The sequence below is a fragment of the Pseudomonas sp. TWR1-1-4 genome, from assembly GCF_049897165.1.
Lineage (GTDB): Bacteria > Pseudomonadota > Gammaproteobacteria > Pseudomonadales > Pseudomonadaceae > Aquipseudomonas > Aquipseudomonas canadensis.
Window position 1 is genome coordinate 644,584 of record NZ_JAFCVS010000004.1, and the last position, 24,852, is coordinate 669,435.

The 24,852-nt window shown below is 61.5% G+C and carries 23 protein-coding genes; 12 read left to right on the plus strand and 11 right to left on the minus strand.

The annotated features are described in order from the left end of the window. Positions 1 to 57 precede the first annotated feature (57 nt). From ACP7C6_RS15190 to ACP7C6_RS15200, 3 genes are all read left to right on the plus strand, one after another. Positions 58 to 657 (plus strand): short chain dehydrogenase, encoded by a 600-nt coding sequence (locus ACP7C6_RS15190; protein WP_353631727.1) that lies wholly within the window; start codon positions 58 to 60, stop codon positions 655 to 657. Between the two features lie 96 nt (positions 658 to 753). Then, positions 754 to 1,425, plus strand: coding sequence for a COG3650 family protein (locus tag ACP7C6_RS15195; protein WP_028619250.1), 672 nt, complete (start codon positions 754 to 756; stop codon positions 1,423 to 1,425). Between the two features lie 107 nt (positions 1,426 to 1,532). Then, a complete protein-coding gene (locus tag ACP7C6_RS15200) occupies positions 1,533 to 3,146 on the plus strand; it encodes an NAD(P)/FAD-dependent oxidoreductase (RefSeq protein WP_426108946.1) in 1,614 nt (537 codons plus the stop codon). A 93-nt stretch (positions 3,147 to 3,239) separates the two neighbouring features. Here the strand turns inward: ACP7C6_RS15200 and ACP7C6_RS15205 are convergent, their stop codons facing one another. Continuing rightward, complete coding sequence (locus tag ACP7C6_RS15205; protein ID WP_426108947.1) at positions 3,240 to 4,334, minus strand: PLP-dependent cysteine synthase family protein; 1,095 nt, start codon at positions 4,332 to 4,334, stop codon at positions 3,240 to 3,242. 216 nt (positions 4,335 to 4,550) lie between these two features. Here ACP7C6_RS15205 and nhaA point away from each other — a divergent pair, with 216 nt between their 5' ends. Further along, positions 4,551 to 5,738 (plus strand): Na+/H+ antiporter NhaA, encoded by a 1,188-nt coding sequence (gene nhaA / locus ACP7C6_RS15210; RefSeq protein WP_028619247.1) that lies wholly within the window; start codon positions 4,551 to 4,553, stop codon positions 5,736 to 5,738. A gap of 723 nt (positions 5,739 to 6,461) precedes the next feature. On the opposite strand, the gene ACP7C6_RS15215 is transcribed toward nhaA, so the two are convergent. Continuing rightward, on the minus strand, positions 6,462 to 6,926 hold the full coding sequence (locus ACP7C6_RS15215) for a glycine zipper 2TM domain-containing protein (protein ID WP_003189251.1): 465 nt from the start codon (positions 6,924 to 6,926) through the stop codon (positions 6,462 to 6,464). Positions 6,927 to 7,095: 169 nt separating this feature from the next. Here ACP7C6_RS15215 and ACP7C6_RS15220 point away from each other — a divergent pair, with 169 nt between their 5' ends. Next, a complete protein-coding gene (locus ACP7C6_RS15220; protein WP_426108969.1) occupies positions 7,096 to 7,344 on the plus strand; it encodes a hypothetical protein in 249 nt (82 codons plus the stop codon). 36 nt (positions 7,345 to 7,380) lie between these two features. On the opposite strand, the gene pdxH is transcribed toward ACP7C6_RS15220, so the two are convergent. The 5 genes from pdxH to dinG all read right to left on the minus strand — a co-directional run bounded on the left by pdxH (position 7,381) and on the right by dinG (position 15,110). Next, on the minus strand, positions 7,381 to 8,028 hold the full coding sequence (pdxH, locus tag ACP7C6_RS15225; protein WP_068931532.1) for a pyridoxamine 5'-phosphate oxidase: 648 nt from the start codon (positions 8,026 to 8,028) through the stop codon (positions 7,381 to 7,383). A 27-nt stretch (positions 8,029 to 8,055) separates the two neighbouring features. Next, positions 8,056 to 9,207 (minus strand): OmpA family protein, encoded by a 1,152-nt coding sequence (locus ACP7C6_RS15230; RefSeq protein WP_426108948.1) that lies wholly within the window; start codon positions 9,205 to 9,207, stop codon positions 8,056 to 8,058. A gap of 143 nt (positions 9,208 to 9,350) precedes the next feature. Continuing rightward, on the minus strand, positions 9,351 to 10,496 hold the full coding sequence (locus tag ACP7C6_RS15235) for an EstA family serine hydrolase (RefSeq protein WP_028619243.1): 1,146 nt from the start codon (positions 10,494 to 10,496) through the stop codon (positions 9,351 to 9,353). Positions 10,497 to 10,578: 82 nt separating this feature from the next. Continuing rightward, the gene (locus tag ACP7C6_RS15240; RefSeq protein WP_426108949.1) at positions 10,579 to 12,876 is read right to left on the minus strand and encodes a beta-galactosidase; all 2,298 of its coding nucleotides are present in this window, start codon (positions 12,874 to 12,876) and stop codon (positions 10,579 to 10,581) included. 89 nt (positions 12,877 to 12,965) lie between these two features. Next, complete coding sequence (gene dinG, locus ACP7C6_RS15245) at positions 12,966 to 15,110, minus strand: ATP-dependent DNA helicase DinG (protein WP_010212383.1); 2,145 nt, start codon at positions 15,108 to 15,110, stop codon at positions 12,966 to 12,968. 99 nt (positions 15,111 to 15,209) lie between these two features. Here dinG and ACP7C6_RS15250 point away from each other — a divergent pair, with 99 nt between their 5' ends. Continuing rightward, a complete protein-coding gene (locus ACP7C6_RS15250) occupies positions 15,210 to 15,674 on the plus strand; it encodes a CopD family protein (RefSeq protein WP_028619240.1) in 465 nt (154 codons plus the stop codon). 143 nt (positions 15,675 to 15,817) lie between these two features. Here the strand turns inward: ACP7C6_RS15250 and ACP7C6_RS15255 are convergent, their stop codons facing one another. Both ACP7C6_RS15255 and ACP7C6_RS15260 read right to left on the minus strand, forming a co-directional pair. After that, complete coding sequence (locus ACP7C6_RS15255) at positions 15,818 to 16,576, minus strand: hypothetical protein (RefSeq protein ID WP_028619239.1); 759 nt, start codon at positions 16,574 to 16,576, stop codon at positions 15,818 to 15,820. Positions 16,577 to 16,736: 160 nt separating this feature from the next. After that, on the minus strand, positions 16,737 to 17,432 hold the full coding sequence (locus ACP7C6_RS15260; protein ID WP_426108950.1) for an OmpA family protein: 696 nt from the start codon (positions 17,430 to 17,432) through the stop codon (positions 16,737 to 16,739). A gap of 190 nt (positions 17,433 to 17,622) precedes the next feature. Between ACP7C6_RS15260 and ACP7C6_RS15265 the strand changes: the two genes are divergently transcribed. Genes ACP7C6_RS15265 through ACP7C6_RS15280 form a run of 4 tightly spaced genes read left to right on the plus strand, consistent with a single transcriptional unit; the run spans position 17,623 to position 19,295 of the window. Beyond that, positions 17,623 to 18,120, plus strand: coding sequence for a DUF6231 family protein (locus ACP7C6_RS15265; protein ID WP_028619237.1), 498 nt, complete (start codon positions 17,623 to 17,625; stop codon positions 18,118 to 18,120). A 4-nt stretch (positions 18,121 to 18,124) separates the two neighbouring features. Beyond that, the gene (locus tag ACP7C6_RS15270; RefSeq protein ID WP_068931526.1) at positions 18,125 to 18,595 is read left to right on the plus strand and encodes a YchJ family protein; all 471 of its coding nucleotides are present in this window, start codon (positions 18,125 to 18,127) and stop codon (positions 18,593 to 18,595) included. Between the two features lie 20 nt (positions 18,596 to 18,615). After that, entirely contained in the window at positions 18,616 to 19,098 is a 483-nt protein-coding gene (locus ACP7C6_RS15275) for an LEA type 2 family protein (RefSeq protein WP_311894921.1), read from the plus strand. Beyond that, positions 19,095 to 19,295, plus strand: coding sequence for an SEC-C metal-binding domain-containing protein (locus tag ACP7C6_RS15280; RefSeq protein WP_003189235.1), 201 nt, complete (start codon positions 19,095 to 19,097; stop codon positions 19,293 to 19,295). Before ACP7C6_RS15275 ends, ACP7C6_RS15280 begins: the two co-directional genes overlap by 4 nt. A gap of 177 nt (positions 19,296 to 19,472) precedes the next feature. On the opposite strand, the gene ACP7C6_RS15285 is transcribed toward ACP7C6_RS15280, so the two are convergent. Further along, positions 19,473 to 20,858 (minus strand): ATP-binding protein, encoded by a 1,386-nt coding sequence (locus ACP7C6_RS15285; RefSeq protein ID WP_426108951.1) that lies wholly within the window; start codon positions 20,856 to 20,858, stop codon positions 19,473 to 19,475. Further along, positions 20,855 to 21,565 carry a response regulator gene (locus tag ACP7C6_RS15290; RefSeq protein WP_028619233.1) on the minus strand — a complete coding sequence of 237 codons (711 nt, stop codon included), beginning with the start codon at positions 21,563 to 21,565 and terminating at the stop codon, positions 20,855 to 20,857. Before ACP7C6_RS15290 ends, ACP7C6_RS15285 begins: the two co-directional genes overlap by 4 nt. A gap of 198 nt (positions 21,566 to 21,763) precedes the next feature. Between ACP7C6_RS15290 and ACP7C6_RS15295 the strand changes: the two genes are divergently transcribed. Continuing rightward, entirely contained in the window at positions 21,764 to 24,145 is a 2,382-nt protein-coding gene (locus ACP7C6_RS15295; protein ID WP_308908439.1) for a TonB-dependent receptor, read from the plus strand. 3 nt (positions 24,146 to 24,148) lie between these two features. Next, positions 24,149 to 24,829 carry a Fe2+-dependent dioxygenase gene (locus tag ACP7C6_RS15300; RefSeq protein ID WP_068931523.1) on the plus strand — a complete coding sequence of 227 codons (681 nt, stop codon included), beginning with the start codon at positions 24,149 to 24,151 and terminating at the stop codon, positions 24,827 to 24,829. Positions 24,830 to 24,852: the final 23 nt, after the last annotated feature.

Sequence of the window (24,852 nt, forward strand, 5' to 3'; positions counted from 1 at the left end):
CCGCAGAAAAAGCCACTCTAGACTGAACCCTCACTTACCCCCTGGAGGAACAGCACCATGAAGATCCTATTGATTGGCGCCAGCGGCACAGTCGGCTCGGCGGTCAAGGCAGAACTGGCTCAGCGTCACGACGTGATCAGCATCGGCCGCAACAGCGGCGACTTCCAGGTGGATATCAGCGACAACGCGTCGATCCGCACACTGTTCGAGCAGACAGGCAAGTTCGATGCCCTGGTCTGCGCAGCGGGTAGCGTGAACTTCGTACCGTTGGGCGACATGAGCGAAAGCGACTTCGAACTGGGCCTGCGTGACAAGCTGATGGGCCAGGTCAACCTGCTGCTGATCGGCCGCGAATACGCCAACGATGGCGCCTCGTTCACCTTCACCAGTGGCATTCTGAACCGCGACCCGATCCGCACCGGCGCCTCGGCGGCACTGGTCAATGGCGCGCTGGATGCCTTCGTCAAAGCGGCGGCAATCGAGTTGCCACGTGGCCTGCGTATCAACTCGGTGAGTCCGACGGTCCTGTTGGAAGCCATGGACAGCTACGCGCCGTACTTCCGTGGCTACAAACCGGCGCCAGGCGCCGATGTGGCGTTGGCCTACGCAAAAAGCGTGGAGGGCCTGCAAACCGGTCAGACCTTTATCGTGGGGTGATCAGGCTGCCTGTCAGAATTGCCTGAACCTCGCGGGCAGGGTTGTGGTACGGCGCAGGCCTGCGTAACGTGGCGGCACTTGTCTGGAGACTCGATGATGCGTGCCGCCCATACCCTTGCTCTACTTGCCTTGCTTCCCCTGTTTGGCGCCTGCCAGATGTTCGATAACGCTCCGGCCAAGCCTTCTACGGCCGGGCTGACCCGCATGCAGGGCGAGCTCACGGCGGTCGGCGGCAAACTGCTGTTCCAGCCGTGTGGCGACAAACGCAGCTATGTAGTCAAAGACACCGGCGGCACCAGCATCCTGCAGGAAGCGGCTTCGCTTGCCGGCGAGCAAGGCGCGTTGTTTGCCGACCTGCGTGGCCAGTTCTCCGGGGTTGCCAGCGGCACCGAGGGCAGCGTCGACCTGCAACAACTTTACCGCGTCGAGCGCTCGACTTCGGCCTGCAACGACCCGGACTTCAAACGCATGATCCTGCGCGCCAACGGCCACAAACCGACCTGGGTGATGAACGTCACCGCCAAGGGCCTGGTGCTGGAACGCGAAGGCCAGCCGCCATTGGCGGTGCCTTATGTGGAAGAGCAAATCGGCGATGGCCGCTTCAACCTGATGACCGAAGCCAATAATCAACACGTGGAATTGTGGGTCGCCCCGCAGCGTTGCGTCGACCCGGTCAGCGGCAGCCTGCAACACATGACCGCCGAGCTGCGCGTCAACGGGCAGGTGCAGCGCGGTTGTGCGTCGTTCGGCGGCTCGCGCGACGACTGACGCCACGCCGTGCTGTTTTAACATGACGGGAAACCACCATTGGGGCTTATAATCGCCGGTTTGCAAAAACTGCCGGCCTCCGAGCCCGCCGCCTACCGGATCCTGTCATGTTACGAATCACCGAACTCAAGCTGCCCATCGACCATCCCGAAGAAGACCTGCGGCCCGCCATCGTGCAGCGCTTGGGCATCGCCAGTGATGACTTGCTCGATTTCACCCTGTTCAAGCGTAGCTACGACGCCCGCAAGAAATCCTCGGAGCTGTGCTTCATCTACACCATCGACTTGAACGTGAAGGGTGAAGCCGCCCTGCTGCTCAAGTTTGCCGATGACCGCAACGTCAACCCGGCGCCGGATGTCAGCTACAAAGTCGTGGGCCAGGCGCCGGAAGGCCTGAAGCAGCGTCCAATCGTAGTGGGTTTCGGCCCGTGCGGGATCTTCGCCGGCTTGTTGTTGGCGCAGATGGGCTTCAAGCCGATCATTCTCGAACGCGGCAAGGAAGTGCGCCAGCGCACCAAGGACACCTGGGGCCTGTGGCGCAAAAGCGTGCTCAACCCCGAGTCCAACGTGCAGTTCGGTGAGGGCGGCGCCGGGACCTTTTCCGACGGCAAGCTGTACAGCCAGATCAAGGACCCGAAATTCCACGGCCGCAAAGTCCTGCACGAATTCGTCAAGGCCGGTGCGCCGGAAGAAATCCTCTACGTCAGCAAGCCGCACATCGGTACGTTCCGCCTGACCGGCGTGGTAGAGAACATGCGCGAGCAAATCATCGCCCTGGGCGGTGAAGTTCGCTTCGAGCAGCGCGTAACCGACGTGCTGATCGAAGACGGCCAGTTGAACGGCGTCGTCGTCGATGGCGGCGAGCAGATCCTGTCCAAGCATGTGATCCTGGCACTGGGCCACAGCGCCCGCGACACCTTCCGTATGCTCCACGGCCGTGGTGTGTACATGGAAGCCAAGCCGTTTTCGGTGGGTTTCCGTATCGAGCACCCACAATCCTTGATCGACGCCGCGCGACTGGGCAAATACGCCGGCCACCCAAAACTTGGCGCCGCCGACTACAAGCTGGTGCACCACGCCAAGAACGGCCGCTCGGTCTACAGCTTCTGCATGTGCCCAGGCGGCACCGTGGTCGCGGCGACTTCCGAGCCGGGCCGTGTCGTCACCAACGGCATGAGCCAGTACTCGCGTAACGAGCGCAATGCCAACTCCGGCATCGTGGTCGGTATCACGCCTGAGGTGGATTACCCGGGTGGCCCGCTGGCGGGTATCGAGCTACAGGAGCGCCTGGAATCCCACGCTTATGTCCTCGGCGGCAGCAACTACGAGGCGCCGGCGCAACTGGTGGGTGACTTCATCGCCGGCAAGCCGTCCACGGCGATCGGCAGCGTGGAACCGTCTTATAAGCCTGGCGTATCCCTGGGCGACTTGGCGCTGGCTTTGCCCGATTTTGCCATCGAAGCGATCCGTGAAGCCTTGCCGGCATTCGAGAAGCAGATCAAGGGCTACTCGCTGCACGACGCCGTGTTGACCGGTATTGAAACGCGCACCTCGTCGCCGCTACGAATTACCCGTAACGAATCGATGCAGAGCCTGAACGTGAAAGGCCTGTTCCCGGCCGGTGAAGGTGCCGGTTATGCCGGAGGGATTCTGTCGGCAGGCGTGGATGGGATTCGGATTGCCGAGGCGTTGGCACGGGATATGTTGGGCATCGAGGCCTGACACCTTCCCTTGTAGGAGCCCGGCTTGCCGGCGATGGCGATCTTGAGGACGCTACCGCCGGCAAGCCAGCCCCCCCCCGGTTTTTGCCGGGTGTCAGATATTCGCGCGCAGGATGCTGTCCGGCAACGGCTCGCCCCGCTCGACACTGGCCGCAACGGCCGCAATCAAGTCCTCCAACCCGTACCCCTGCGCTGCCAACCAGGCCTGATCGTAGTAAGTCGTGGCATAGCGTTCACCGCCATCACACAAGATCGCCACGATCGAACCCGATTCCCCCGCCGCTTTCATCTGCTGCGCTGCCACCAAAGCGCCAATCAGGTTGGTCCCGCTGGAACCACCAACTCGCCGCCCCAAGCGCTCCGCCAGGTAGTGCATGGCCGCCAGCGACAGCGCATCCGGTACCTTGACCATCGCATCAATCACCTTGGGCAGAAACGATGCCTCAACCCGTGGTCGGCCAATACCTTCGATGCGTGAACCGCAGTCCAGGCGCAAGCTGGCGTCGCCGCTCTGATAGAAATCAAAGAACACTGAACGCTCTGCATCGGCACACAACACGCGGGTGCAGTGCTGGCGATAGCGCACATAACGACCAAGGGTCGCGGTCGTGCCGCCAGTGCCGGGGCTGGAGATCAACCAGCTCGGTTCCGGATGCTGCTCGAAGCGCATCTGCTGGAAGATCGACTCAGCGATGTTGTTGTTTGCCCGCCAGTCGGTGGCGCGCTCGGCATAGGTGAACTGGTCCATGAAGTGACCGCCACTTTCCCGCGCCAGACGTTCGGATTCGGCGTAGATCTGCGTGGGATCTTGTACCAGGTGGCTTTTGCCGCCGTAGAAGGCAATCTGCGCGATTTTCTCCTGGGAGGTGGTAGCCGGCATCACCGCGATAAACGGCAAACCGAGCAAGCGCGCGAAGTAGGCTTCGGAAATCGCTGTCGAACCACTGGAGGCCTCGATCACTGGCGCGCCCGGCTTGAGCCAGCCATTGCACAACGCGTACAAAAACAGCGAACGCGCCAACCGATGTTTCAGGCTACCGGTGGGGTGGCTGGACTCGTCCTTGAAGTACAACTCGATACCCGGCAACCCCGGTAGCGGCAAGGGAATCAGGTGCGTGTCGGCGCTGCGCTGGAAGTCTGCTTCAATGATACGAATGGCTTCGCGTGCCCAGGGTCGTTGATCGCTCATGGAGAGTTTCTCTAAAGGTGTAAGCCCTGATTTTAGGGGGTTTCCTACGCCTCACACAGATACAGTGCCGACTCAATCGGACACACAATTGCTAGGCTTAGGCACAACGTCATGCCAAACAGCTGCTTATAACAAATAAGAATATAACTTTTGTTTTAACAACTAACCGTACGGGTTAGGGTACCCACCTATTGAATCTGGATTGGAGAGCATCCCTTGCCTCTGCGTAGCACTTTTACCCGTTTCTTCCAGCTGGAAGCCGCCAGCGGTCTGTTGTTGATCGCGGCTGCCGCCCTGGCGTTGATCATCAACAATTCACCTTTGTCGCACTTGTACGCTGCGTTTCTCGACGTACCGGTGGTGGCCCAGATCGGCGCGTTGAAAATCGCCAAACCGGCCTTGCTGTGGATCAACGATGGCCTGATGGCCCTGTTCTTCCTGCTGATCGGCCTGGAGGTCAAGCGTGAATTGCTCGACGGCCACCTGTCCAAGCCCTCGCAAGTGGTGCTGCCAGGCGCGGCGGCTATCGGCGGCATGGTCGTGCCGGCGCTGATCTACTGGGCGATCAACAAGGATTACCCCGCCGCACTCTCCGGCTGGGCGATCCCCATGGCCACCGACATCGCCTTCGCATTGGGCGTGCTGGCCTTGCTGGGCAAGCGTGTGCCGGTGTCGCTGAAACTGTTCCTGATGACCCTGGCAATCATTGACGACCTGGGCGCGATCATCGTCATCGCGGTGTTCTACTCCGCCGACCTGTCCGGCGCTGCCCTGGCGGGCGCGGGTGCCTGCTTGATTGCCTTGATTGCCATGAACCGCCTGGGCGTAATCAAGCTCGGGCCGTACCTGATCATTGGACTGATCCTGTGGGTGTGCGTACTCAAGAGTGGTGTTCACGCGACGCTGGCCGGTGTGACGTTGGCCTTCTGCATCCCGATGCGCACCAAAAACGCCGAACCCTCGCCACTGCTCACACTGGAACATGCGCTGCACCCGTGGGTGGCCTACGGCATCTTGCCGCTGTTTGCCTTCGCCAACGCCGGCGTATCCTTGACTGGTGTCAGCCTGGAAAGCTTCACCCATCACGTGCCCATGGGCATCGCCGCTGGCCTGCTGATCGGCAAGACCGTGGGTGTGTTTGGCCTCACCTGGTTGGCGATCAAGACCGGCCTTGCCGCCCTGCCCAGCGGCGCGAACTGGGGCCAGGTGTTTGGCGTGGCGATCCTCTGTGGCATCGGCTTTACCATGAGCCTGTTTGTCGGTTCGCTGGCGTTTGTGCCGGGTGCCAGTGAGTTTGCCGGTGAGGACCGGATGGGGATTTTGACGGGATCGATTCTGGCGGCGTGTATCGGTTATGCGGTGACGGCGATGGCGAGTCGTAAGAAGGCCACGCTTCAGGGTTGAACTGACAGACCGAAAACCAAAAAGCCGCCTCGGATTGACCGAGGCGGCTCCACTCCTCAGACCTTACAGGTCATCGAAGCTGTCTCGCAGGAACGTCCATACGTGATAAGCACGCAGGCAGTTCACTACGAGGTTCCACATACGCCGTGCAAACTTCGACATACTCGGCCCCATTACTTTGGGCCTACCTCCAGCACACTTACCGGAACACGTGGCCTTTGGATGCAGGTCAATGCATCTTTGAGGCGGCCGGGTTGATGGGCCTTCCGCGTGAATCCGGCACGGATTACTAGCCCGTGGCGGTCAGTCCGAAAATTCGCGTGCGTACCCGGCTCACCTAAAAGCAACAAATGTAGAACAGGGAAGAGCCTAACGAATATCCCGAATGAAGGTGTGACGAACAGTGATCAAATATCCAGTATTGCTTGCGAGATCTATTGCAATTTTTTGCAGTGAAATCAAAAACAGAAAAGCTGCAGGAATCGCCCTCGTGGACTATCTCCCAACCTTGCATGACCGTATGACCAGGGGTAACATCCGGCTGCAGGTCAATGCATCTTTGAGTCGCATCCCCAGCCGATAGTTGGGTATGCAATAAAAAACCGCCCTACTAAGGCGGTTTTTTATTGCCTGCGTTTTTTGCTTTTAACCTGGCCGCCGCCCATAAAACGAAAAACCCCAACCAGTCACCCGGTTGGGGTTTTGTGTTTCTACAACCCGCGCTTAGCGAGTAACGCGACTGGTACCATCAACGGTCATAATGCGCACGCGGTCACCAATGCGGAAGATTTCATTCTCCTGCACGGCCTGCACGTAGGCGCGCATGCTGCCGTCGTCTTCGCGAACGGTGATTTCCACACCCTGGGTGCGGGTCAGGCCTTCTTCGGTGGCCGAACCCAACAGGCCGCCAGCAACAGCACCGATCACGGCGGTCACGATGCTGCCACGGCCGCCGCCGATGGCACTGCCACCAACGCCGCCAATGACTGCGCCAGCAGCGCCACCAATTGGGGTCTTGGTGCCTTCGATTTTCACCGGACGCAGGGATTCGATGGTCCCCATGCGCACGGTCTGTACACGACGCGCTTCGTCACGGGAGTACGAGTCGCCGGTCAGACTCGAGGCGCAGCCACCCAGCAGCAACGACAGGGTGGTAAAGCAGGCAACCAGTAAAACGGACTTACGCATAGCATCAACTCCAAAGGACAGGTGGTCATTAAACGCTGCAGCTTGACGCCTGTCACGGCAAGCACCGCAGAAAATTGCTTTCATTCAGCCTCAGTACAGACTGCCCGCACCAGAAAAATCGACGAACGGTGGCACTTAACGTCCAACCAGGATCTTCATGGATTAGTTCATCATTGTAGTCACAACCCTTGCCGGCCTGTATTTCCATGGCTGGCTGTACCTGCGCATCAGGCGCTGGGTGGATCGCGATCTGGCGCTTTCCCTGGCGGGCAATGATGCGCACAAGCGTGCCTTCATGCTCAGGCAGCTGGAAAAGGCCCGCAACTTGAAAATCAAACGGTCCGACCTACCGCATTGGCTGAAGAATGCCGCGCAGCAGTACACGCCCGAAGCCTCTGGTGTAGAGACTTCAGGGTGACGGGCAACATTCAGGTGAAGTGACGAAAGGTGCAGCTCAGGGTGCCAAGCGCTCGCGCACCCAATCGGCCCCTTGCAGGCGATAGTTCAGCCGGTCGTGCAAGCGGCTGGCACGACCTTGCCAGAACTCGATGCGCTCCGGCAGCAAGCGGTAGCCACCCCAATGCTCGGGGCAGTCGGGCTGGGTATCGCTGAAACGCTGTTCGGTGGCCTTGAGCAGGTCCTGCAGCTCTTCGCGGTCGCGGATGACCTGGCTCTGCGGAGACGCCCAGGCGCCCAGGCGGCTGCCCAGCGGGCGGACCTGATAATAAGCGTCCGACTCTTCAGCCGTGACCTTCACCACCCGCCCTTCGATACGCACTTGGCGCTCCAAGGTCGGCCAGAAGAAGGTCATGGCCGCAAACGGCCGCGCCGCGAGCTGCTGGCCCTTGGCACTCTGATAGTTGGTGAAGAAGGTAAAGCCCTGCGCATCCAGCCCCTTGAGCAACAGGATGCGGCAGTGCGGACGACCATCCTGGTCGACGGTGGCCAAGGTCATGGCATTGGCTTCCACCGGTGGCTGCTCGGTTTTCACCGCGTCAGCAAACCACTGATGGAACAAGGCAAACGGCTCGCTCGGGGCCTGGGCCTCGCTCAAACCATCCCGTGTGTAGTCACGGCGCATATCGGCCAGTGCCTGGGTCATGCGGCTTTATCCTTGTGGTTCAGCGGATCAGTTTTTTGCCTGGTCGTTGGCCGGGGCTGCAGCCTTGGCTTTGGCCGGTGCTGGCTTTTTGGCAGCAGGCTTGGCCGGGGCTTTTTTGGCGGCTGGCTTGGCAACGGCTTTCTTGGCGGCTGGCGCCTTTTTAGCGGCGGCTTTGGCCGCTGGGGCCGGTGCCGGAACGTCCTGCACTGCAACCATCTCGGCGACAGGCGGGGTTTTGCCCGACTGATATTTGCTCAACAGCGCCAGCATGGTGGTGCGCTGAGTGAACATGATTTCCATACGACGGTTCAGGGCACGGCCCTGGTTGCTGTCGTTGGCGGCACGTGGCATCAGGTCGCCCATGCCACGCAGCATCAGACGGTCCTGCTTCAGGCCGCTGAGGCTGAAGATCGACGCGATGGATTGTGCACGTTCCTTGGTCAGCGCCTGGCTGGCTGGGGCGGTGCCCGTTGCGTCGACGTGGCCCAGTACCAGTACGGCGGTCTTCGGATCGGCTTCAACGGCCTTGGCGACGCGGGTGAACGGACCCAGGGTGACCGGCAGCAACATGGCTGGGCGTTTCGGGTTGTAGGAACCGTCTACCGGCGCGATCACGACGAGCACGTTGTCACGACGTTCCAGTTGCAGGTTGCTGTCCTTGATGGCGGCGCGCAGGCGTGGCTCATAGTCATCCAGCCAGGCCTGAGTGATTTTCGGGTCAGGCATCGGCACGTTGGTCACGTCGACCTTGGCCAATGGCTTGGGTTTGCTTTCGAACGGCCACCACCATTTGGTTTCGGTGTCGTTCTTGGCGACGGCTGGAGTGGCGGCAGGTGCGGGCTCGGCGGCCTTGAGATCGGCTTTCAGGTCGGCCTTGGCATCGGCGGCCTTTTCGTCGGCAGTCTTGGACGAGAACGGCCACCAGCTGGAGCCGGTGTCAGCCTTGGCGGCTGGGGCGGCAGCGGCGGCTACCGGGGCGGCAGGCTTGGCGCCGGCAGCGGGCTTGGCGTCCGGTTTAGCCTCCGGCTTGGCATCGGTTTGGGTCACTGCGTCCTTGGTCGCGGCCTTATCAGATCCAAATGACCACCAATGCCCGCCCTCGGCATCATTTTGTGGAGTTTGTGCGCAGCCGGTAATAGTGAGGCATAGCGCCAGTGCCAAGGACTTGTTCGATAACATGAGATATCCACAAAATGAGAAAAGAAACGGGGGTCTGGATGACCCGTTAAACAGACGCTTACAGAACATTAAAGTTACATCATTTCGTTCAGCGCCTTCTTATAGTTGCCTTTGTAACAAAAAAACGTGAAACAGCAAGGGGTTTACAGACAACCGGCCAATATTCCGACCAACTTCTGTGCCCGTGGGTCCATAAGTACATAAGGGCCCAATGTATTAGTGACGAAACCAAACGCTACATCATGCTCTGGGTCGGCAAAGCCTACCGAGCCGCCTGCGCCGGGATGCCCGAATGCACGCGGGCCAAGGCCGAAGGTGGCATTGGGCAGCTGCGGTTGGTCCAACATGCAACCCAGGCCAAAACGGGTTTGTGTCAATAATGTTTTATCCGGCCCGATACTGTGTTCGCGGGTCAATTGTTCAAGCATGTCGGCTTCGAGCAAACTACCGTCCAATAAGCCGCTATAAAAGCCCGCCAGGCTGCGTGCATTACCGTGACCATTTGCCGCTGGCTGCTGCATACGGCGCCATTCAGGTTTGTTAGTGCTGGTCAGAATAGACGGTGGATTAGCAAAAGCACGCGTCGTCATGGCCGCAGGTTCACGCATCATTACTTGCAGTAAACGCTGTGCCGCTTCATCGCCCATATTGCCTTTGCTACGCGCTATATGTGCCACGCGATAAAACTCTTCATCCGCCAGGCCCACATGGAAGTCCAGCCCCAATGGCCGCGCAACCCGCGCCACGATGGATTCTCCCGGCCCACGCCCATCGGCGCGACGGAGCAATTCACCCACCAGCCAGCCGTAGGTGATCGCCTCGTAGCCATGACCTTGGCCGGGCGTCCACCACGGGGCTTCGGCCGCCAGGGTGTCGACCATCAGTTGCCAGTCGTACAGCGCCTCGGTCGGCAGCATCTCGCGGATCGCCGGCAACCCGGCCTGGTGGCAGAGCAACTGGCGCAGGGTGATGGACTCTTTCCCCGCCGCCGCAAATTCCGGCCAGTAGTTGGCAACGGGTACGTCCAGCTGCAACTTGCCTTCGGCCACCAACTGCAAGGCCGTGACGGCGGTAAACGTCTTGGTACAGGAGAACAGGTTGACGATGGTGTCACTGTGCCAAGCCTCGGCACCGTCCTTGTCGGCGGTGCCGGCCCACAGGTCGACGACGGTTTCGCCGCCTATCTGGATACACAGCCCGGCACCACGCTCCTGCGGGTCATCGAACAACGCGGCAAAGGCTTCACGTACCGCTTCGAACTGGAGTTCGTAATGACCCTGGATCTGCACCTGAACACCCTCGGACAACACAGCAAAAAGTGGCCGACATTGTTCCAGTACTGGTGGGTTTTGTGAACCCGTCAGCCCTCAATCAATGACCATTCCCTGAGTGCCCGCCCGCATGCCCGGCGCCCTGCCCCGGGCCTTTGCCTTCGTGCCCGGCCCTGCCGCCTTCGCTTTCACGCACGGCGCCCGCCGCCTTGGCCTTTTCTGCTTCCTTGCCCAGTTGATCGACCGCCGCCAGGTTGCTTTTGCGCACGCTGTCGACAAAGCCCTGGAACGGCACATCGGTGATACCCACCAGGCCAAAATGGCCGTTTTCACCGTCCAGCAAACGCCCGGTTGCCGGCTGATCCAGGTACTGGAACCAATGCACGCCGACAATCGACGGCTCGGCCATGGCCTGCTTGAGGAAGTTGCCGTACGCCACACCACGGTCCTCTTCCTTGGCCAGTTGGGTCACTCCCCCCCAGAACGGCCCACGGTCAGCCGAGCCAAAGTTGAATTCGGTGATCAGCACTGGCTTATCCAGCGCACGCAGGGTGGCGAAGTCATAACCGTCCTGCGGCTTGAGGGTGTACATGTTGAAGCTCAGCACATCGCAATACTGGGCACAGGACGCCACGGCTTCCGGCGTGCTCACCGCAAAACGACCACCCAACAACAGTTGGTTGGGTGCATGCCACTTCAGCGAGTCGGAAATGGTCTTGAAGTAGGCATCGGCAAAGGTCTTCTGGAAATACTTGAAGTCCGCTTCGATTTCCGGGTGTTCGGGGTTGGGCATCGGCGGTTCAAAGCCCGGGTCTTCCATCAGCTCCCAGCCCTTCAGTTCGATGCCCCAGGCTTTCGACAGCCCTTCTTCGTTACGGTACTTGTCGCGCAGTTGCTTGAGGAACGCGCGCTTGGCCGGGACATCGGTGGTCATGCGCAAGGTGCCGTAGGCCAAGGCATAGCGGGACTTGGGATCATCACCTGGGCCGGCCCAGGCCAACTCGTTGTCGGCAAAGAAACCGATCAACCACGGATCATCACGGTGATCGCGGGCAGCGATGGCCACGGCGCGCTCGGTGGCCATGGCGAAGCGCGGGTCGAACGGATCGGGCATGCCACCCCACCAGTCGGTGCCGGTGCTGATGCTGGTGTAGTCGCCGACGATCGACAGCGGCAAGGTGTAAGGCACGCGATCGGCACGGGCGAGATCGTCGTCGCTCCAATTGCCCACGGTGTTGAAACCCCAGGCTTGCAGGCGGTCGAGGGTGTGAGTGGTCCAGCGGGTCTGGTCAAACCCGTCACCGCCATAAGTGCGTTGCAGGTTGGCGCCGTAGAAATCGTACCAGCGCCCGGCGCCAAAGCTGCGGCCTTCACCCGCGCCGTTGCCGGTGCGGTTGTCGCCGCTGCCGTAATACTTGTCGAACGGTTCGCCGGCCTTGGGCAGCACCGCGAACATCCATTCACGGCCGGACACGTAGGTCTGGTTGTTGTCCGGGGCCACGGTATTGACGCCCAGCGAATAGAACGGATGCCCCTCCGGCGTCACCAGGTACCAGCGCCCATCGCGTTTCTCGGTGCGGAAAAACCCGCTGGCGTCGAACGCCGGACCTTTGTTCCAGCCACCGTACTTATCCAACGAGGACTTTTCCCGCGTGGCCAGCCAGCCCTGGAGCTGCTGTTGCTCCTTGGCAGCGGCGGCCTTGAGGTGTTCGTCGCTGCTGACTTTTTCCGGCCAGCGCGCACGGGTGGATTGACCATAGGCATCCACCAATTCGCTGTAGGCAGCCTTCAACACCGGCTCGCTGTCCTGCACGCCAAAGCGCTCCAGCAGGATGCTTTGGGCGGCGTTGGGCTTGATCATCGACAACGTCACCGAAACCACCTGGCTGCGGTCGATTTCACCCGCGCTGCTGGCCAGCAAGACACGCTGGCCGTCTAGGGTGATCGGCATCGGCGGGCCGGCCTTCATGCCCTGGCTCAACGGCGAGTTGGCCTGCAACGGGACCAACAAGGTTTGCGCCGGGCCCGCCGGAAGGTCGATGCGACTGACCAGGGTACGGCCGTCGCTGCTCTGCACCTTGACGTAGAGCGTCAGCGCCCAATCCATCGCACTCTGGATGCGCAGACTCATGGCCCCCGACTGGGACCAGTCCCAGGCGCCCGTCTGTGGGCTGAGCACCAGGCTGGGTTCGGCAGCCGGGTTGAACGTGATGCGGCGCAACACTTCGCCTTCGGGGGTCTGCTCGGCGTTGTACTGCGGCAGGCTGGCGTCCTGGGTCGCCACCTTGACCACATCAGCGGGCCGGACGAAGTTGAACAAGGTCTGTTGCCCGGCAGGCGCGGCCATCAAGGGCGCGGCGAACAGCAGGGCAAAAAGGGCGGGCAGCGTGCGAATCATACGAGCAAGGTTCTCCCAGACGGCCGATGAATGGCCTGATGAAATACAGTGAGATAGACCACGAAGTGGGCGAATCCGCCCACGGTGGCTTAAGAAATTTCGCGCCTGAACGGCGGCAAGGCATTAAGAATAGCCTTGCCATAGCGTTGGGTGACCAAACGGCGGTCGAGCAAGGTGATGGTGCCTCGGTCCTCTTCGGTACGCAGCAAGCGACCGCAAGCCTGGACCAGCTTCAAGGAAGCGTCCGGCACCGAGATCTCCATGAACGGGTTACCGCCCCGCGCTTCGATCCATTCGGCCAACGCCGCCTCGACCGGATCATCCGGTACCGAGAACGGGATCTTGGCGATCACCACGTGTTCACAGTAGGCGCCCGGCAAGTCCACGCCTTCGGCAAAGCTCGCCAGGCCGAACAGTACGCTGGAGTCCCCACCATCGACGCGCGCCTTGTGTTTGTTCAGGGTTTCCTGCTTGGACAGGTTGCCTTGGATAAACACTTGTTTGCGCCAGTCGCGGTCGAGGCCGTCGAACACGTCCTGCATCTGTTTGCGCGACGAGAACAGCACCAGCGTACCGCGTGAACCTTCCACCAGCTCCGGCAGGTCACGGATGATCGCGGCGGTGTGGGCCGCCGCATCCCGTGGGTCGGCCTTGAGGTCCGGCACCCGCAGCACACCCGCGTCGGCGTGATGGAACGGGCTCGGCACCACTGCTGTGACGGCCTTTTTCGGCAGGCCGGCACGCATACGGAAGCGGTCGAAGGTGCCCAGGGCGGTCAGTGTGGCCGAGGTAACCAGGCAGCCGTAGGCCACGTTCCATAGGTTGCGGCGCAGCATTTCGGCGGCCAGGATCGGGCTGGCGTTGACCTCGATGTCGAACAGCGCACCGCTTTCCGACAGGGTCAGCCAACGCGCCATCGGCGGGTTGTCTTCCGGGTCTTCAACGGTGAAGGCCGTCCACAACTCCCAGTTGCCCTGGGAGCGGGACAGCAGGCTGCCGAACAGCGGGTACCATTCCTCGGCCTGGTTGCTGGCGATGCCGATGTTGACCTCGCCATCCATGCCTTCCTTAAGCAGGTCGGTGAGGCGGGTGAACAGGTCAGTCAGGCGTGAAAAGCCCTTCTTCAGCTCGATGCCCATTTCGCGCATGTGCTCGGGAATCAAACCGCCGACGAACCGATGACGCGGCCGCTCGCGGCCCTCGACGTCTTCACCGGGTTTGAAGTCGGCCACCTGCTCGCAGGCGCTGAACATGAATTGCTGCTGGGTCTTGATCTCCCGCGCCAGCTCCGGCACCTGTTCGATCAGCTTGCCCAGGTCGCCGGGCAGCGGGTGCTGGGCCAGCAACTTGGTGAGGTTCTTCGCGGTGGTTTCCAGCCAGTCGGCAGTGGAACGCAGGCGCGTGTAGTGAGCAAAGTGGCCGATGGCCTTGTCGGGAAGGTGATGGCCTTCGTCGAAAACGTAGAGGGTGTCACGCGGGTCCGGCAGCACGGCGCCGCCGCCCAGGGCCAGGTCGGCCAGGACCATGTCGTGGTTGGTGACGATCACGTCGACCTTGCCCATACCTTCGCGGGCCTTGTAGAAGGCGCACTGGCCGAAGTTCGGGCAATGACGGTTGGTGCACTGGCTGTGGTCGGTGGTCAGGCGCGCCCAGTCGGCGTCTTCGAGGGCGGTGGGCCAGCTGTCGCGGTCACCGTCCCATTTATTGCCGGCCAGTTTCTCGATCATGCTGGTGAACAGCTTCTGGCTGGCCTCATCGACCTCGATCTTGAAGCCTTCTTCTTCGAACAGTTGGGCCGTCGCGGTTTGCGCGTGGCCTTCCTGCAGCAATACGTCGAGCTTGGACAGGCACATGTAGCGCCCACGGCCCTTGGCCAGGGCGAAGGTGAAGTTCAAGCCGCTGTTGCGCATCAGGTCGGGCAGGTCTTTGTAGACGATCTGCTCCTGCAGGGCGACGGTGGCGGTGGCGATCACCAGGCGCTTGCCGGCGGCCTTGGCGGTAGGGATCGCGGCCAGGCTGTAGGCCACGGTCTTGCCGGTACCGGTGCCGGCCTCGACGGCCACGACCGCGGGCTCACCCTCGCGGCGACCTTCGTCGTCGGTGTCGATATCCCCGAGGACCTTGGCCACTTCGGCGATCATCAGGCGTTGGCCATAGCGCGGTTTCAAGCTCTTGGCTTCGAGAAAACGCGAGTAGGCGCCCTGGATCGTGGTTTTGAGTTCAGTGCTGATCATGGATAGTCGGGCGCAAAAAACGCTGGATAAATTTTCAGTGGTTCGGATCGGCGGCTATCATACCCCGCTAATGAATCCCGCGCAGAACGGAGTACCACAATGACCGCGTTTAGCCTCGCTTACACCCTGCATGTCTTGGCCGCCCTGGTATGGGTCGGCGGTATGTTTTTCGCCTGGATGATCCTGCGCCCCGCCGCTGTGGCGGCACTTGAAGGCCCTGCCCGACTCAAGCTGTGGGCAAATGTGTTTCAACGTTTTTTCGTGTGGGTATGGATCGCGGTGGCGATTTTGCCGATCAGCGGCATCGGCCTGCTGCAATTGCGCTTCAATGGGTTTGAGACGGCGCCGCGTTATGTGCAGGTGATGATGGGCTTGTATCTGGTGATGACGGCGTTGTTTATCCGTATCCAGGCGTTGAAATTCCCGGAATTGCGCACGGCGGTGGCGGCTGAGGACTGGCCGGCGGGGGCTGCGGTGCTGGGGCAGATCCGCCGGTTGGTGGGGATCAATTTGATCGTGGGGTTGGTGGTGGTGGCGATTGCTTCGGCTCGGCCGATGTTGTAGTGAGCGGGCTTGTTGTGGTGAGCGGGCTTGCCCCGCGCTGGGGGGCGAAGCCGCCCCAATCCAGCCACCGCGTGTGTGCAGTGAGAAACAGGTCGTACGGTTTTAGGGCGGCTTCGCCCCCCAGCGCGGGGCAAGCCCGCTCACTACAACCGCTGAATTGTCACAGTGCCTGCAGGCCCCGCCGGCCCCGGCTGCCCTTCCAACCCTGGGCGGCCCTTCTCGCCACCATCGGCGCGGTACACTAGGCAGCCTTTGGACTGGCCACCCTTGCCAGGCTTGCCCGCCGTGCCGGCCAAACCACCGGGACCACCGTCCACCCAGACCTTGATCTGCTGCGCCGGGAAGTCCTGCGGCAACTCGACCCGCACCTGCGCGCCAGACGCGCCAGGCAAGCCATCACCGCCGTTATCACCATTGGCGCCGCGACCGGCCGAACCCCAGGTGCAGCCTGGATCCACGCCATTGGCTCCGTCCAACCCGGAATAACCCTGTGCACCAGCGCCGCCACGGGCGTCTACCGAGAGTTCTTCAGCGGTCAATGAGTTGATGCGCAACGTCAGGTCACGCCCGGCCTTGGCCGGTTTTTCGTGGGTGCCGGGCGCGCCGCGCGAGGTGATCTGGCTGCCGTGGTCCAACTGCGCGTGGCGCACCTGCAATTGCAGCGCGGTGTTGCCGGGCACAATGGCGATGCGGGCGTCGCGGCCCAGGTGCAGCTCATCCACCGTGACCTGGCTGATGGTGGCGGGGATCAGCAAGGTGCCGTAGTCCGCCACCTCCAACCGCTCCAGTTGCAACACGCTGGTACTGCTGGGCAGGCGCATCAACGAGTTGGTTTCCACACTGACGCTTTGAGCCAGGGCAACAGGGCTGACCAACAGGGCCAGCAGTAAAACCTTACGCATCGTGGAGCTCCCCTGAAAATTTTCAAAAAATATTTCTAGTTTTTCTTTGGATGCACAGTAACGACTTCCACAGGCGCTTTGCCAGTGAAGGATCAAAAAAGTTGATAAAGGGGGCGGATTGGCAGCAATGCCCCTGTGGATCGCACAGGGGCAAGGGCCGTCAGCGGTTGATCTGAATTTCCGTGCGGCGGTTCAAGGCGCGGCCTTCGGCGGTTTTGTTATCCGCGACCGGATGGCTTTCACCTGCGCCGGTTACCGCGACAAAATTGCTGCGCGGCACGCCGGCACCGATCAGATAGTCCGTGACCGAATGGGCGCGTTTTTCCGAGAGTTTCTGGTTGTAGGCGTCTTTGCCGACGCTGTCGGTGTGGCCACTGACCCGCAACTGGGCGCTCGGGGCTTCCTGTTTCAAGCGCGTGGCGATGGTATCGAGCTTGGTTTTGTCCGCCGCCGTCAGCTTGGCCGAGTCGAACTGGAAGTGCACATCGCGGATCACGATGGTTTCTTCCTTGACCACGACGACTTCCTCAACCACGGCCGCTGGCGGTGTCGGTGGGCAACCATTGGCATCCACCGGCACACCTTTTGGCGTGCCTGGGCACGTGTCACGGCTGTCCGGCACACCATCGCCGTCTTCGTCGCCATCGCCGTGCACCCAGCAATAGGCGCCGGCCATGCCGCCGATCAGCAGCGCACCCGCGCCCGCGTAGGCCGAGCTTTCAGTGGCACCGATCGCCGCACCGGTCACACCGCCAAGGGCGGCGCAGGTGGGCCAGTCGGTTTTTTGCAAACCTGCGCAACCTGTCAATACTCCGGTTAGCAGAACCAAGGGTAGAGCTGTCCGCATGATGCTCATCTGATTTCTCCTGAGGGGATCGGCGGGGGCCGATGGGTGGAGTAAAGACGGCTCTTTTCATCTGCGCCACTACGCCGCGCCCCTGTATTCATTGAGGATCGCCGCATTCGTAGGACTTTTCACAGCCGCCCGCTCTAGGCCCGCACGCTCAGCCGCGCTAGTCTCTACGGTCCTGATGTGAGGATCTCTGATGACCGCCGGTATTTCTGCCCGTACCCCCCAGCAAGCCTTGGCCGCCTTGCTCGATCTGCACCAGCCCAAACGCCTGCTGCTGTTGGGCGCCAGCCAGTTTCCGGCGCTGGAGGCTTTTCAAAAAGCCCACCCGGATACCCAGGTGTCCATCGCGGCACCGGGCGCGTTGCCTACAGAGCTTGCCGCACAGCGGTTTGACCTGGCGCTGGTGGTGGACTGCCTGGAGCACCTGTCAAAACCGCAAGGCCTGACCCTGCTTGGCGGCATCCGTAACCTGAATGCCAGCCGCATTGCGGTGCTGGTGGACCTGGGCGCCTGCGACTGGAAGGACACCGACTTCTTCTCCCTGGCCCTGCAGGCCGGCGAGCGATTCCAGCGTGATGAGCAGGTTCTGACGCTGTTTACCTACGATCTGCTTGACTATAAACAAGTGCCGGACTGGCTCAACGCCCGCTTCTGGGCCAACCCGGAAAACTTCGGAAAGTATTGGTGGTAACCCGATGAGTACATCCATTTGCCCCTGCGGCAGTGGCAACCTGCTGGATGCCTGCTGCGGTCATTATCACGCCGGGCATCCGGCACCTTGCGCCACCGCGTTGATGCGCTCGCGCTACAGCGCCTATGTGCTGGGCTTGGTGGACTACCTGGTCGCTACCACCCTGCCCGCGCAACAGGCTGGTCTGGACCGAAATGCCATAAGCGCCTGGAGCGCCCAAAGCACCTGGCTCGGCCTGGAGGTAGAAAGCTCCGAGGTGTTCGGCGGCCAGCCGGAACACGCCTTCGTGACCTTCACCGCACGCTGGCACGACAGCAACGGCGAACATAGCCACCGCGAGCAGTCTTCTTTCGTACAGAATAACGGGCGCTGGTACTTCATCGACCCGACGGTGGAAGTGAAGGCCGGACGCAACGATGCCTGCCTGTGCGGCAGCGGGCAGAAATTCAAGAAGTGCTGTTCCAGCTACCTCTAACAACTCTAAGGATTAACGCCATGCTTCGGATGTACAGCTTGATGCTGGCGTTAGCCCTCGGTTTGAGCGGCTGCGCGTCGTGGTTTGAAGACGACTCCCCACCGCCCCACGTGTCGCTGGTGAAAGTCGAAGTGGTGCGCGCCAAGCTGCTGGAGCAGAAATTCAAGCTGTACTTTCGCGTAGATAACCGCGACGACGCCGACCTGACTGTGCGCGGTTTGATCTACAAGGTCACCCTGGGCGACTTCGTGCTGACCGAGGGCGAGTCCAATGAGTGGCTCACCGTGCCGCCGCGCAGTCATAAATTTTTCCGGGTGTCGGTGCGCACCAACCTCTGGCCGCAGATCCGTGATGTGGTGCAGATGCTGAAAAATCCCGCCCAGCCCGTGCCGTATCGCTTGGATGGCGAGCTGAAAACCGGATTATTCATCGGTTATGACGTGCAGGTGAACCACAATGGCGAGATAATCCCCGGCGATTTTATTCCGGAGCGACATCGATGACTCAGCAACCCCATGTCCATGGTCCTGACTGCAACCACGATCACGATCACCATGATCACGACCACGGCCATGTCCACGGCCCGAACTGCGGCCACGCTCACCAGGAGCCGGTGCGCAATGCCTTGAAGGACGTGGGTCGCAATGATCCTTGCCCGTGCGGCAGCGAGAAGAAATTCAAGAAGTGCCACGGGGCTTGATGCCCCAACCTGTGGCGGGCTTGTTGTGGTGAGCGGGCTTGTCCCGCGCGGGGCTGCGAAGCAACCCTAAAAACTGACAACGCGTTGTATCTGTAATACTGCCGCGGCCTTAATGGGGCCGCTGCGCAGCCCAGCGCGGGACAAGCCCGCTCACTACATACCCCCCCTGCGCGAGCCTCAGGATCGGCGTTGGAACTGCAGCTCCACTTCCAGCCCTCCTCCCTCCCGATTACGCAACCTCAACCGCCCGTCATGCGCTTTGGCGATGGTGTGAGCGATGCTCAACCCCAAGCCATACCCGCCGGTCTCGGCATTGCGTGAGCCTTCCACCCGGTAGAACGGCTCCATCACCTGTTCCAGCTGTGCCTGGGGAATCCCCGGCCCTCGGTCGCTGATGAGAATTCTCAAGCTATCCGCCTGGTCCTCCACCCGAACCACCACCTCACTGCCATAACGCACCGCGTTTTCCAGCAAGTTCTGCACACACCGCTTGAGGCTGCGGGCGTACCCTGGCAGTGGCTGTTTGGCCCGGCCTTCAATCACCACGTTCTCGCCCACGTCTTGCAGGTCCGCTTGCAGACTCTGCAACAACGCATTGATATCGATGTTCTGTCGCGCCTCGTTGATTTCGCCACTGCTGACAAAATCCAAGGTGCTGGAAACCATGTGCTCCATTTCCTCCAGGTCACTGCGAAAACGCTCCTTCGTGCGATTGTCCTCGAGCATCTCGGTGCGCAGACGCAGGCGTGTGATCGGTGAACGCAGGTCGTGGGAAATGGCCGCAAGAAACCGCGTGCGCTCGGCAATGTTGGCGATCAGCCGCTGTTGCATCGCATTAAAGGCTTGGGCTGCGCGGCGCACTTCGGTGGGGCCGTCCACTGACAACGGCGGGCGCTGGATATCCCGGCCCAAGGCCTCGGCCGCCTTAGCCAGTGCATTGAGCGGGCGGATGGCCAGGCGTACGGCGACCAGGGCAATCACCACCAGCACCAGCACCCGCAACAGATAAATGCGCATGACGTAGTCGAACAACAGGTCCAGCGGCGAAGTGCTGGTCCAGCCCTGTTCCTCGCTGGCATCCACCTGCAACCAGCGGCCGTCGGGCAGGCGCAGGTCGATCAGGAATTGCCCCACCACCGGCTTGGAGCCGAGCAAGGTCGACAGCCCGGCGGTGTGCCCATCGCCATCCACCAGGGACAGGCGCAACAAGATCAGGGTGTGGGCGTACCCGGTTTTTTCCGACAGCACTTTCTTGATCAGCCGTTCGGTGGGCCGGTCGCTGTCCTTAAGGGTGCTGGGCGTATTACTGGCCTGGTCGCTGACGGTCAGGCGGAAGGTCGGCGTGTCGAGCAGCTTGATCAGCAGGTCCGCCTGTTGCGGGTCGCTGTGCACCAGCCGCACCACGTCCGCCAGGCGCGTGGCGATCAAGCGCGCAGGGATTTCCAGCACCTGCCCATGGCGCCGGTCGTACCAGATGCTGCTGGTCAGCGCCTGCGCCGCGAGCATGCCGCTGACCAAAATCAGCACCAACCGCCCGAACAGCGAACGCGGCAGCAGTCTCACGATTCCAGTACCACATCATCGGCGGTGAGCATGTAGCCTTCGTTGCGCACGGTCTTGATCAGCCCCGCCGGCAGTTGCGAGCGCAGGCGGCTGACACACACATCGATGGAACGGTCGAACGGCGTGCTGTCCTTGTCGAACACGTGATTGAGCAGGAAGTCGCGGCTCAGCGGGCGATTGGGGTGCTGCAACAGCAGGCGCAACACGCGGTAATCGGAGTTGCCCAGGCTGACCACCACACCCTCCGGCGACAGTAACTGCCGCGCCCGCGTGTCGAGCTGCCAGCCGGCGAAACGGATGCTCGGCGCTTCATCCAGGCGCGCGCGGTCGGGAAAGCTCTGCACCCGGCGCAACACCACCTTGATCCGCACCAGCAGCTCACGCGGGTCAAACGGTTTGGGCAGATAGTCGTCGGCGCCGATTTCCAGGCCGACGATGCGGTCGATCAACGAGCCTTTTGCCGTGAGCATCACCACCGGCGTGTTGGAGTTCACCCGCAGTTCGCGGCACAGGCTCAAGCCGTCTTCACCGGGCAGCATCAGGTCGAGGACGATCAGGTCGATGACATTCAGCGCCAGGCGGCGGCGCATTTCCTTGCCGTCGGCCGCAGTGGAGACCTGGAAGCCGGCGTCGCTCAAGTAGTCGCAGAGCAACTGGCGGATTTGCGGATCGTCATCAACGATCAGCAGGTGGTCTTGCTTGGCCATGGGCAGTCAATCCGAAAAACAATGAAACGCAGCAAATAGCCGAAAGTTCAGCCAGCCGTGCAGGCAAATGTAATGGAATGTTGTAGGAAACCATAATCACGCATCAGCGATACAAACCTGGGGTATGGCAGGGAAAAACGCTCTTTAGACTACCGAACCTAAATGAGAGTAATTGTAATTTAGACTCGGAAGTTGCCCATGTCATCGCCCACATCTCGCAGCCACACGCTGCACACCACCCTGGCACCGATGTTCGGCCTGCTGGCTGCCGGCAGCGTCGCCCCGATTGCCTTTGCCGATGCGCCACCGGCCAAGTCCAACGATTCGGTGCTGAGCCTGCCGGAAATCAAGGTCGATGCTGAAGCCACCTCCACTTTCAAAGTGGACCGGGTGACCTCGGCAAAAATCAGCCAACCGCTGCTCGACGCCCCGCAAAGCGTGACCATCGTGCCGCAGCAGGTGCTCAAGGAGCAGAACGCGCAGACCTTGCAGGAAGTGTTGCGCAACGTGCCGGGGATTACCTTCATGTCTGGCGAGGGCAACCTGGGGTGGGGCGACCTGTTTTCGATTCGCGGGTTTTCTTCCGAGCAGAGCCTGACCGTCGACGGCGTGCGCGATGCGGGCATGTCCACGCGTACCGACACCTTCAACCTGCAACAGGCGGAAGTGTTCAAGGGCACCGGGTCCATCGAGTCCGGAGTGTCCGCCGTGGGTGGCAGCGTCAACCTGGTCAGCAAGGAAGCGCACCTGGGCGATGCCAACAAAGTCTCGGCCGGGATCGGCACCGACAGCTACCGCCGCCTCACGGCCGACCTTAACAAGCAGCTGAACGACACCACCGCCGTACGCGTCAACCTGATGAAGCACTACAACCAGGTGGCCGAACGTGACGACGTGGACTACGACCGCTGGGGCATCGCAACCTCGTTCGGCTTCGGCCTGGGCACCGACACGCGCTTCTTCGTCGACACTTTCTATCAGAAAGACACCAACACCCCGGACGGCGGCGTGCCGATTCAGCGTGGGACGAACGGCGATCGCATGCCCGGCGTGAAGCGCTCCAACTGGTACGGCGACTCGAGCCTCTACACCCAAGAGAACAAAACCACTTCGCTCACGGCGCGCTTCGAGCATGACTTCGACTGGAATGACGCCAACCTGCGCAACCAGACGCGTTGGGAACGCAGCGACAATTTTGCCGTGCTCTCCCCGGCGCGCTTCTTCGCCGCCAACGCCAACGGCCAGAAGACCTGCACCGGCACCCGTTGTGCGACCTTGGACTACACCGGTGTAGGACCGATCAGCCAAGTGCCGGGCAGCACGGTGAATGCCTACACCGACTACGTGAATAACAGCAACACCGCCTACGGCATCCTGCGCGGCAGTGACTTCGGTTTGTCCAAGCGCTACACCATCCTCGACAACCAGACCGACTTCAACTTCAACCTCACCACCGGCAGCCTGCAGCACGCCGTGGTCAGCGGCTTGGAGTTCTATCACGAGACTTACGGCGGCCTGAAACGCAACGCCAAGGTGCCGGCTGGCAACATGCTGTTCGACCTGAACGACCCCAGCCACAGCTTCGCCAGCACCTACGTGACCAAAGGCGAAGGCGACCCGCGCTCAGTGATCGACAACGCCGGGATCTACCTGGGCGACACCATCACCCTCAACGATCAGTGGCAAGTGCTGGGGTCGCTGCGCTATGACAACTGGCGCGCACAAACCAGCCAACGCGGCCAGGCGACAATCAGCAGCACCGACGGTGCCGTCAGTGGCCGGGTCGGCGCGGTGTTCAAGCCATTGCCCAACGGCAGCCTCTACGTGTCCTACAGCGAGGCGGCGCAGCCGTCGGCACTGGGCGCGTCGACCAACAACCAGATCTACGGCGCGGCCAGCACCAGCAACTACAGCCCGGCCAAGTCCAAGACCTATGAACTGGGCACCAAGTGGGACATTGCCCACGATATGCTCAACGTCACAGCAGCGATCTTCCGCACCGAACTGGACAATGCCTGGGAATACCAGGACGGCGAATCCGCCCCGGTACGCGCGCTGCCCGCCAAGCGTGTAGACGGCATCGAACTGGGCCTGCAAGGCAATATCACCCCGCGCTGGACCGCCTACAGCGGTTTCTCTGCACTCAAAAGCACCCAGACCAAAGGCATCAACAAGGGCGCCGAAGCCAAGAACGTGCCTGACCTGACCGCCAACCTGTGGACCACCTACGCCGTCACTGACGCCCTGAGCCTCAGCTACGGCGAGCAATACGTGGGCCGCCGCCGTTACACCGACAACAAATACGTCGGCGGCTTGAACAACAACAGCAGCTACGCCAACGGCCCGTCCGGCGTGTATGCGATCTACACCCGCGACCACGAAAAAGCCCCCGGCTACTGGCTGAGCAACCTGGCCGCGCAATACAAGGTGAACAAGGACACCACGGTCAACCTCAACCTCAACAACGTGTTCAACAAGTTCTACTACAGCCAGGTCGGCGCGTCCCTCGACGGCTTCCAGCTCTACGGCATCCCAGGTGCCGGGCGCACCCTCACCGCCAGCGTCGACTATGAGTTCTGAACCGTGCTGATCGAAATCCCGGCATTGCTCAGTGCCAGCGAAGTCGACACCACCGTGGCCGCCTTGCTCGATCAGCCCTGGGTGGACGGCAAGGTGACGGCCGGGCAGCGCTCGGCCATGGCGAAAAACAACCGGCAACTGACGGAAGATTCACCGATGGCCCTGCGCATCGGTGAGCAGATTCTGGCGCGGCTGTCGGACAACGCGCTGTTCATGTCGGCGGCCTTGCCCAAGCGCATTTACCCGCCGCTGTTCAACCGCTACAGCGGTGGTGAAGCCTTCGACTGGCATATCGACAACGCCATTCGCGGCATCAAGGGCGTGCGCGAACGGGTGCGCACCGACATCTCCGCCACGCTGTTCCTGGCCGACCCGGCCAGCTACGACGGCGGTGAACTGGTGATCCGCGACACCTTCGGCGAGCACGCGGTGAAGCTGCCCGCCGGCCACCTGCTGATCTACCCCGGCAGCAGCCTGCACAAGATCAACCCGGTCACCCGCGGTGAACGCATCGCGAGTTTTTTCTGGATCGAAAGCCTGGTGCGCGAAGACAGCCAGCGCCAGTTGCTATTGGACATGGACGTCGCCATCCAGACCCTCACCGCCCAAGACGCCGACCACCACGCGCTGCTGCAACTGAGCGGCGCCTACCACAACCTGTTGCGGCGCTGGAGCGATGTCTGATGCGCCGCCTGCACCTGGAGTCC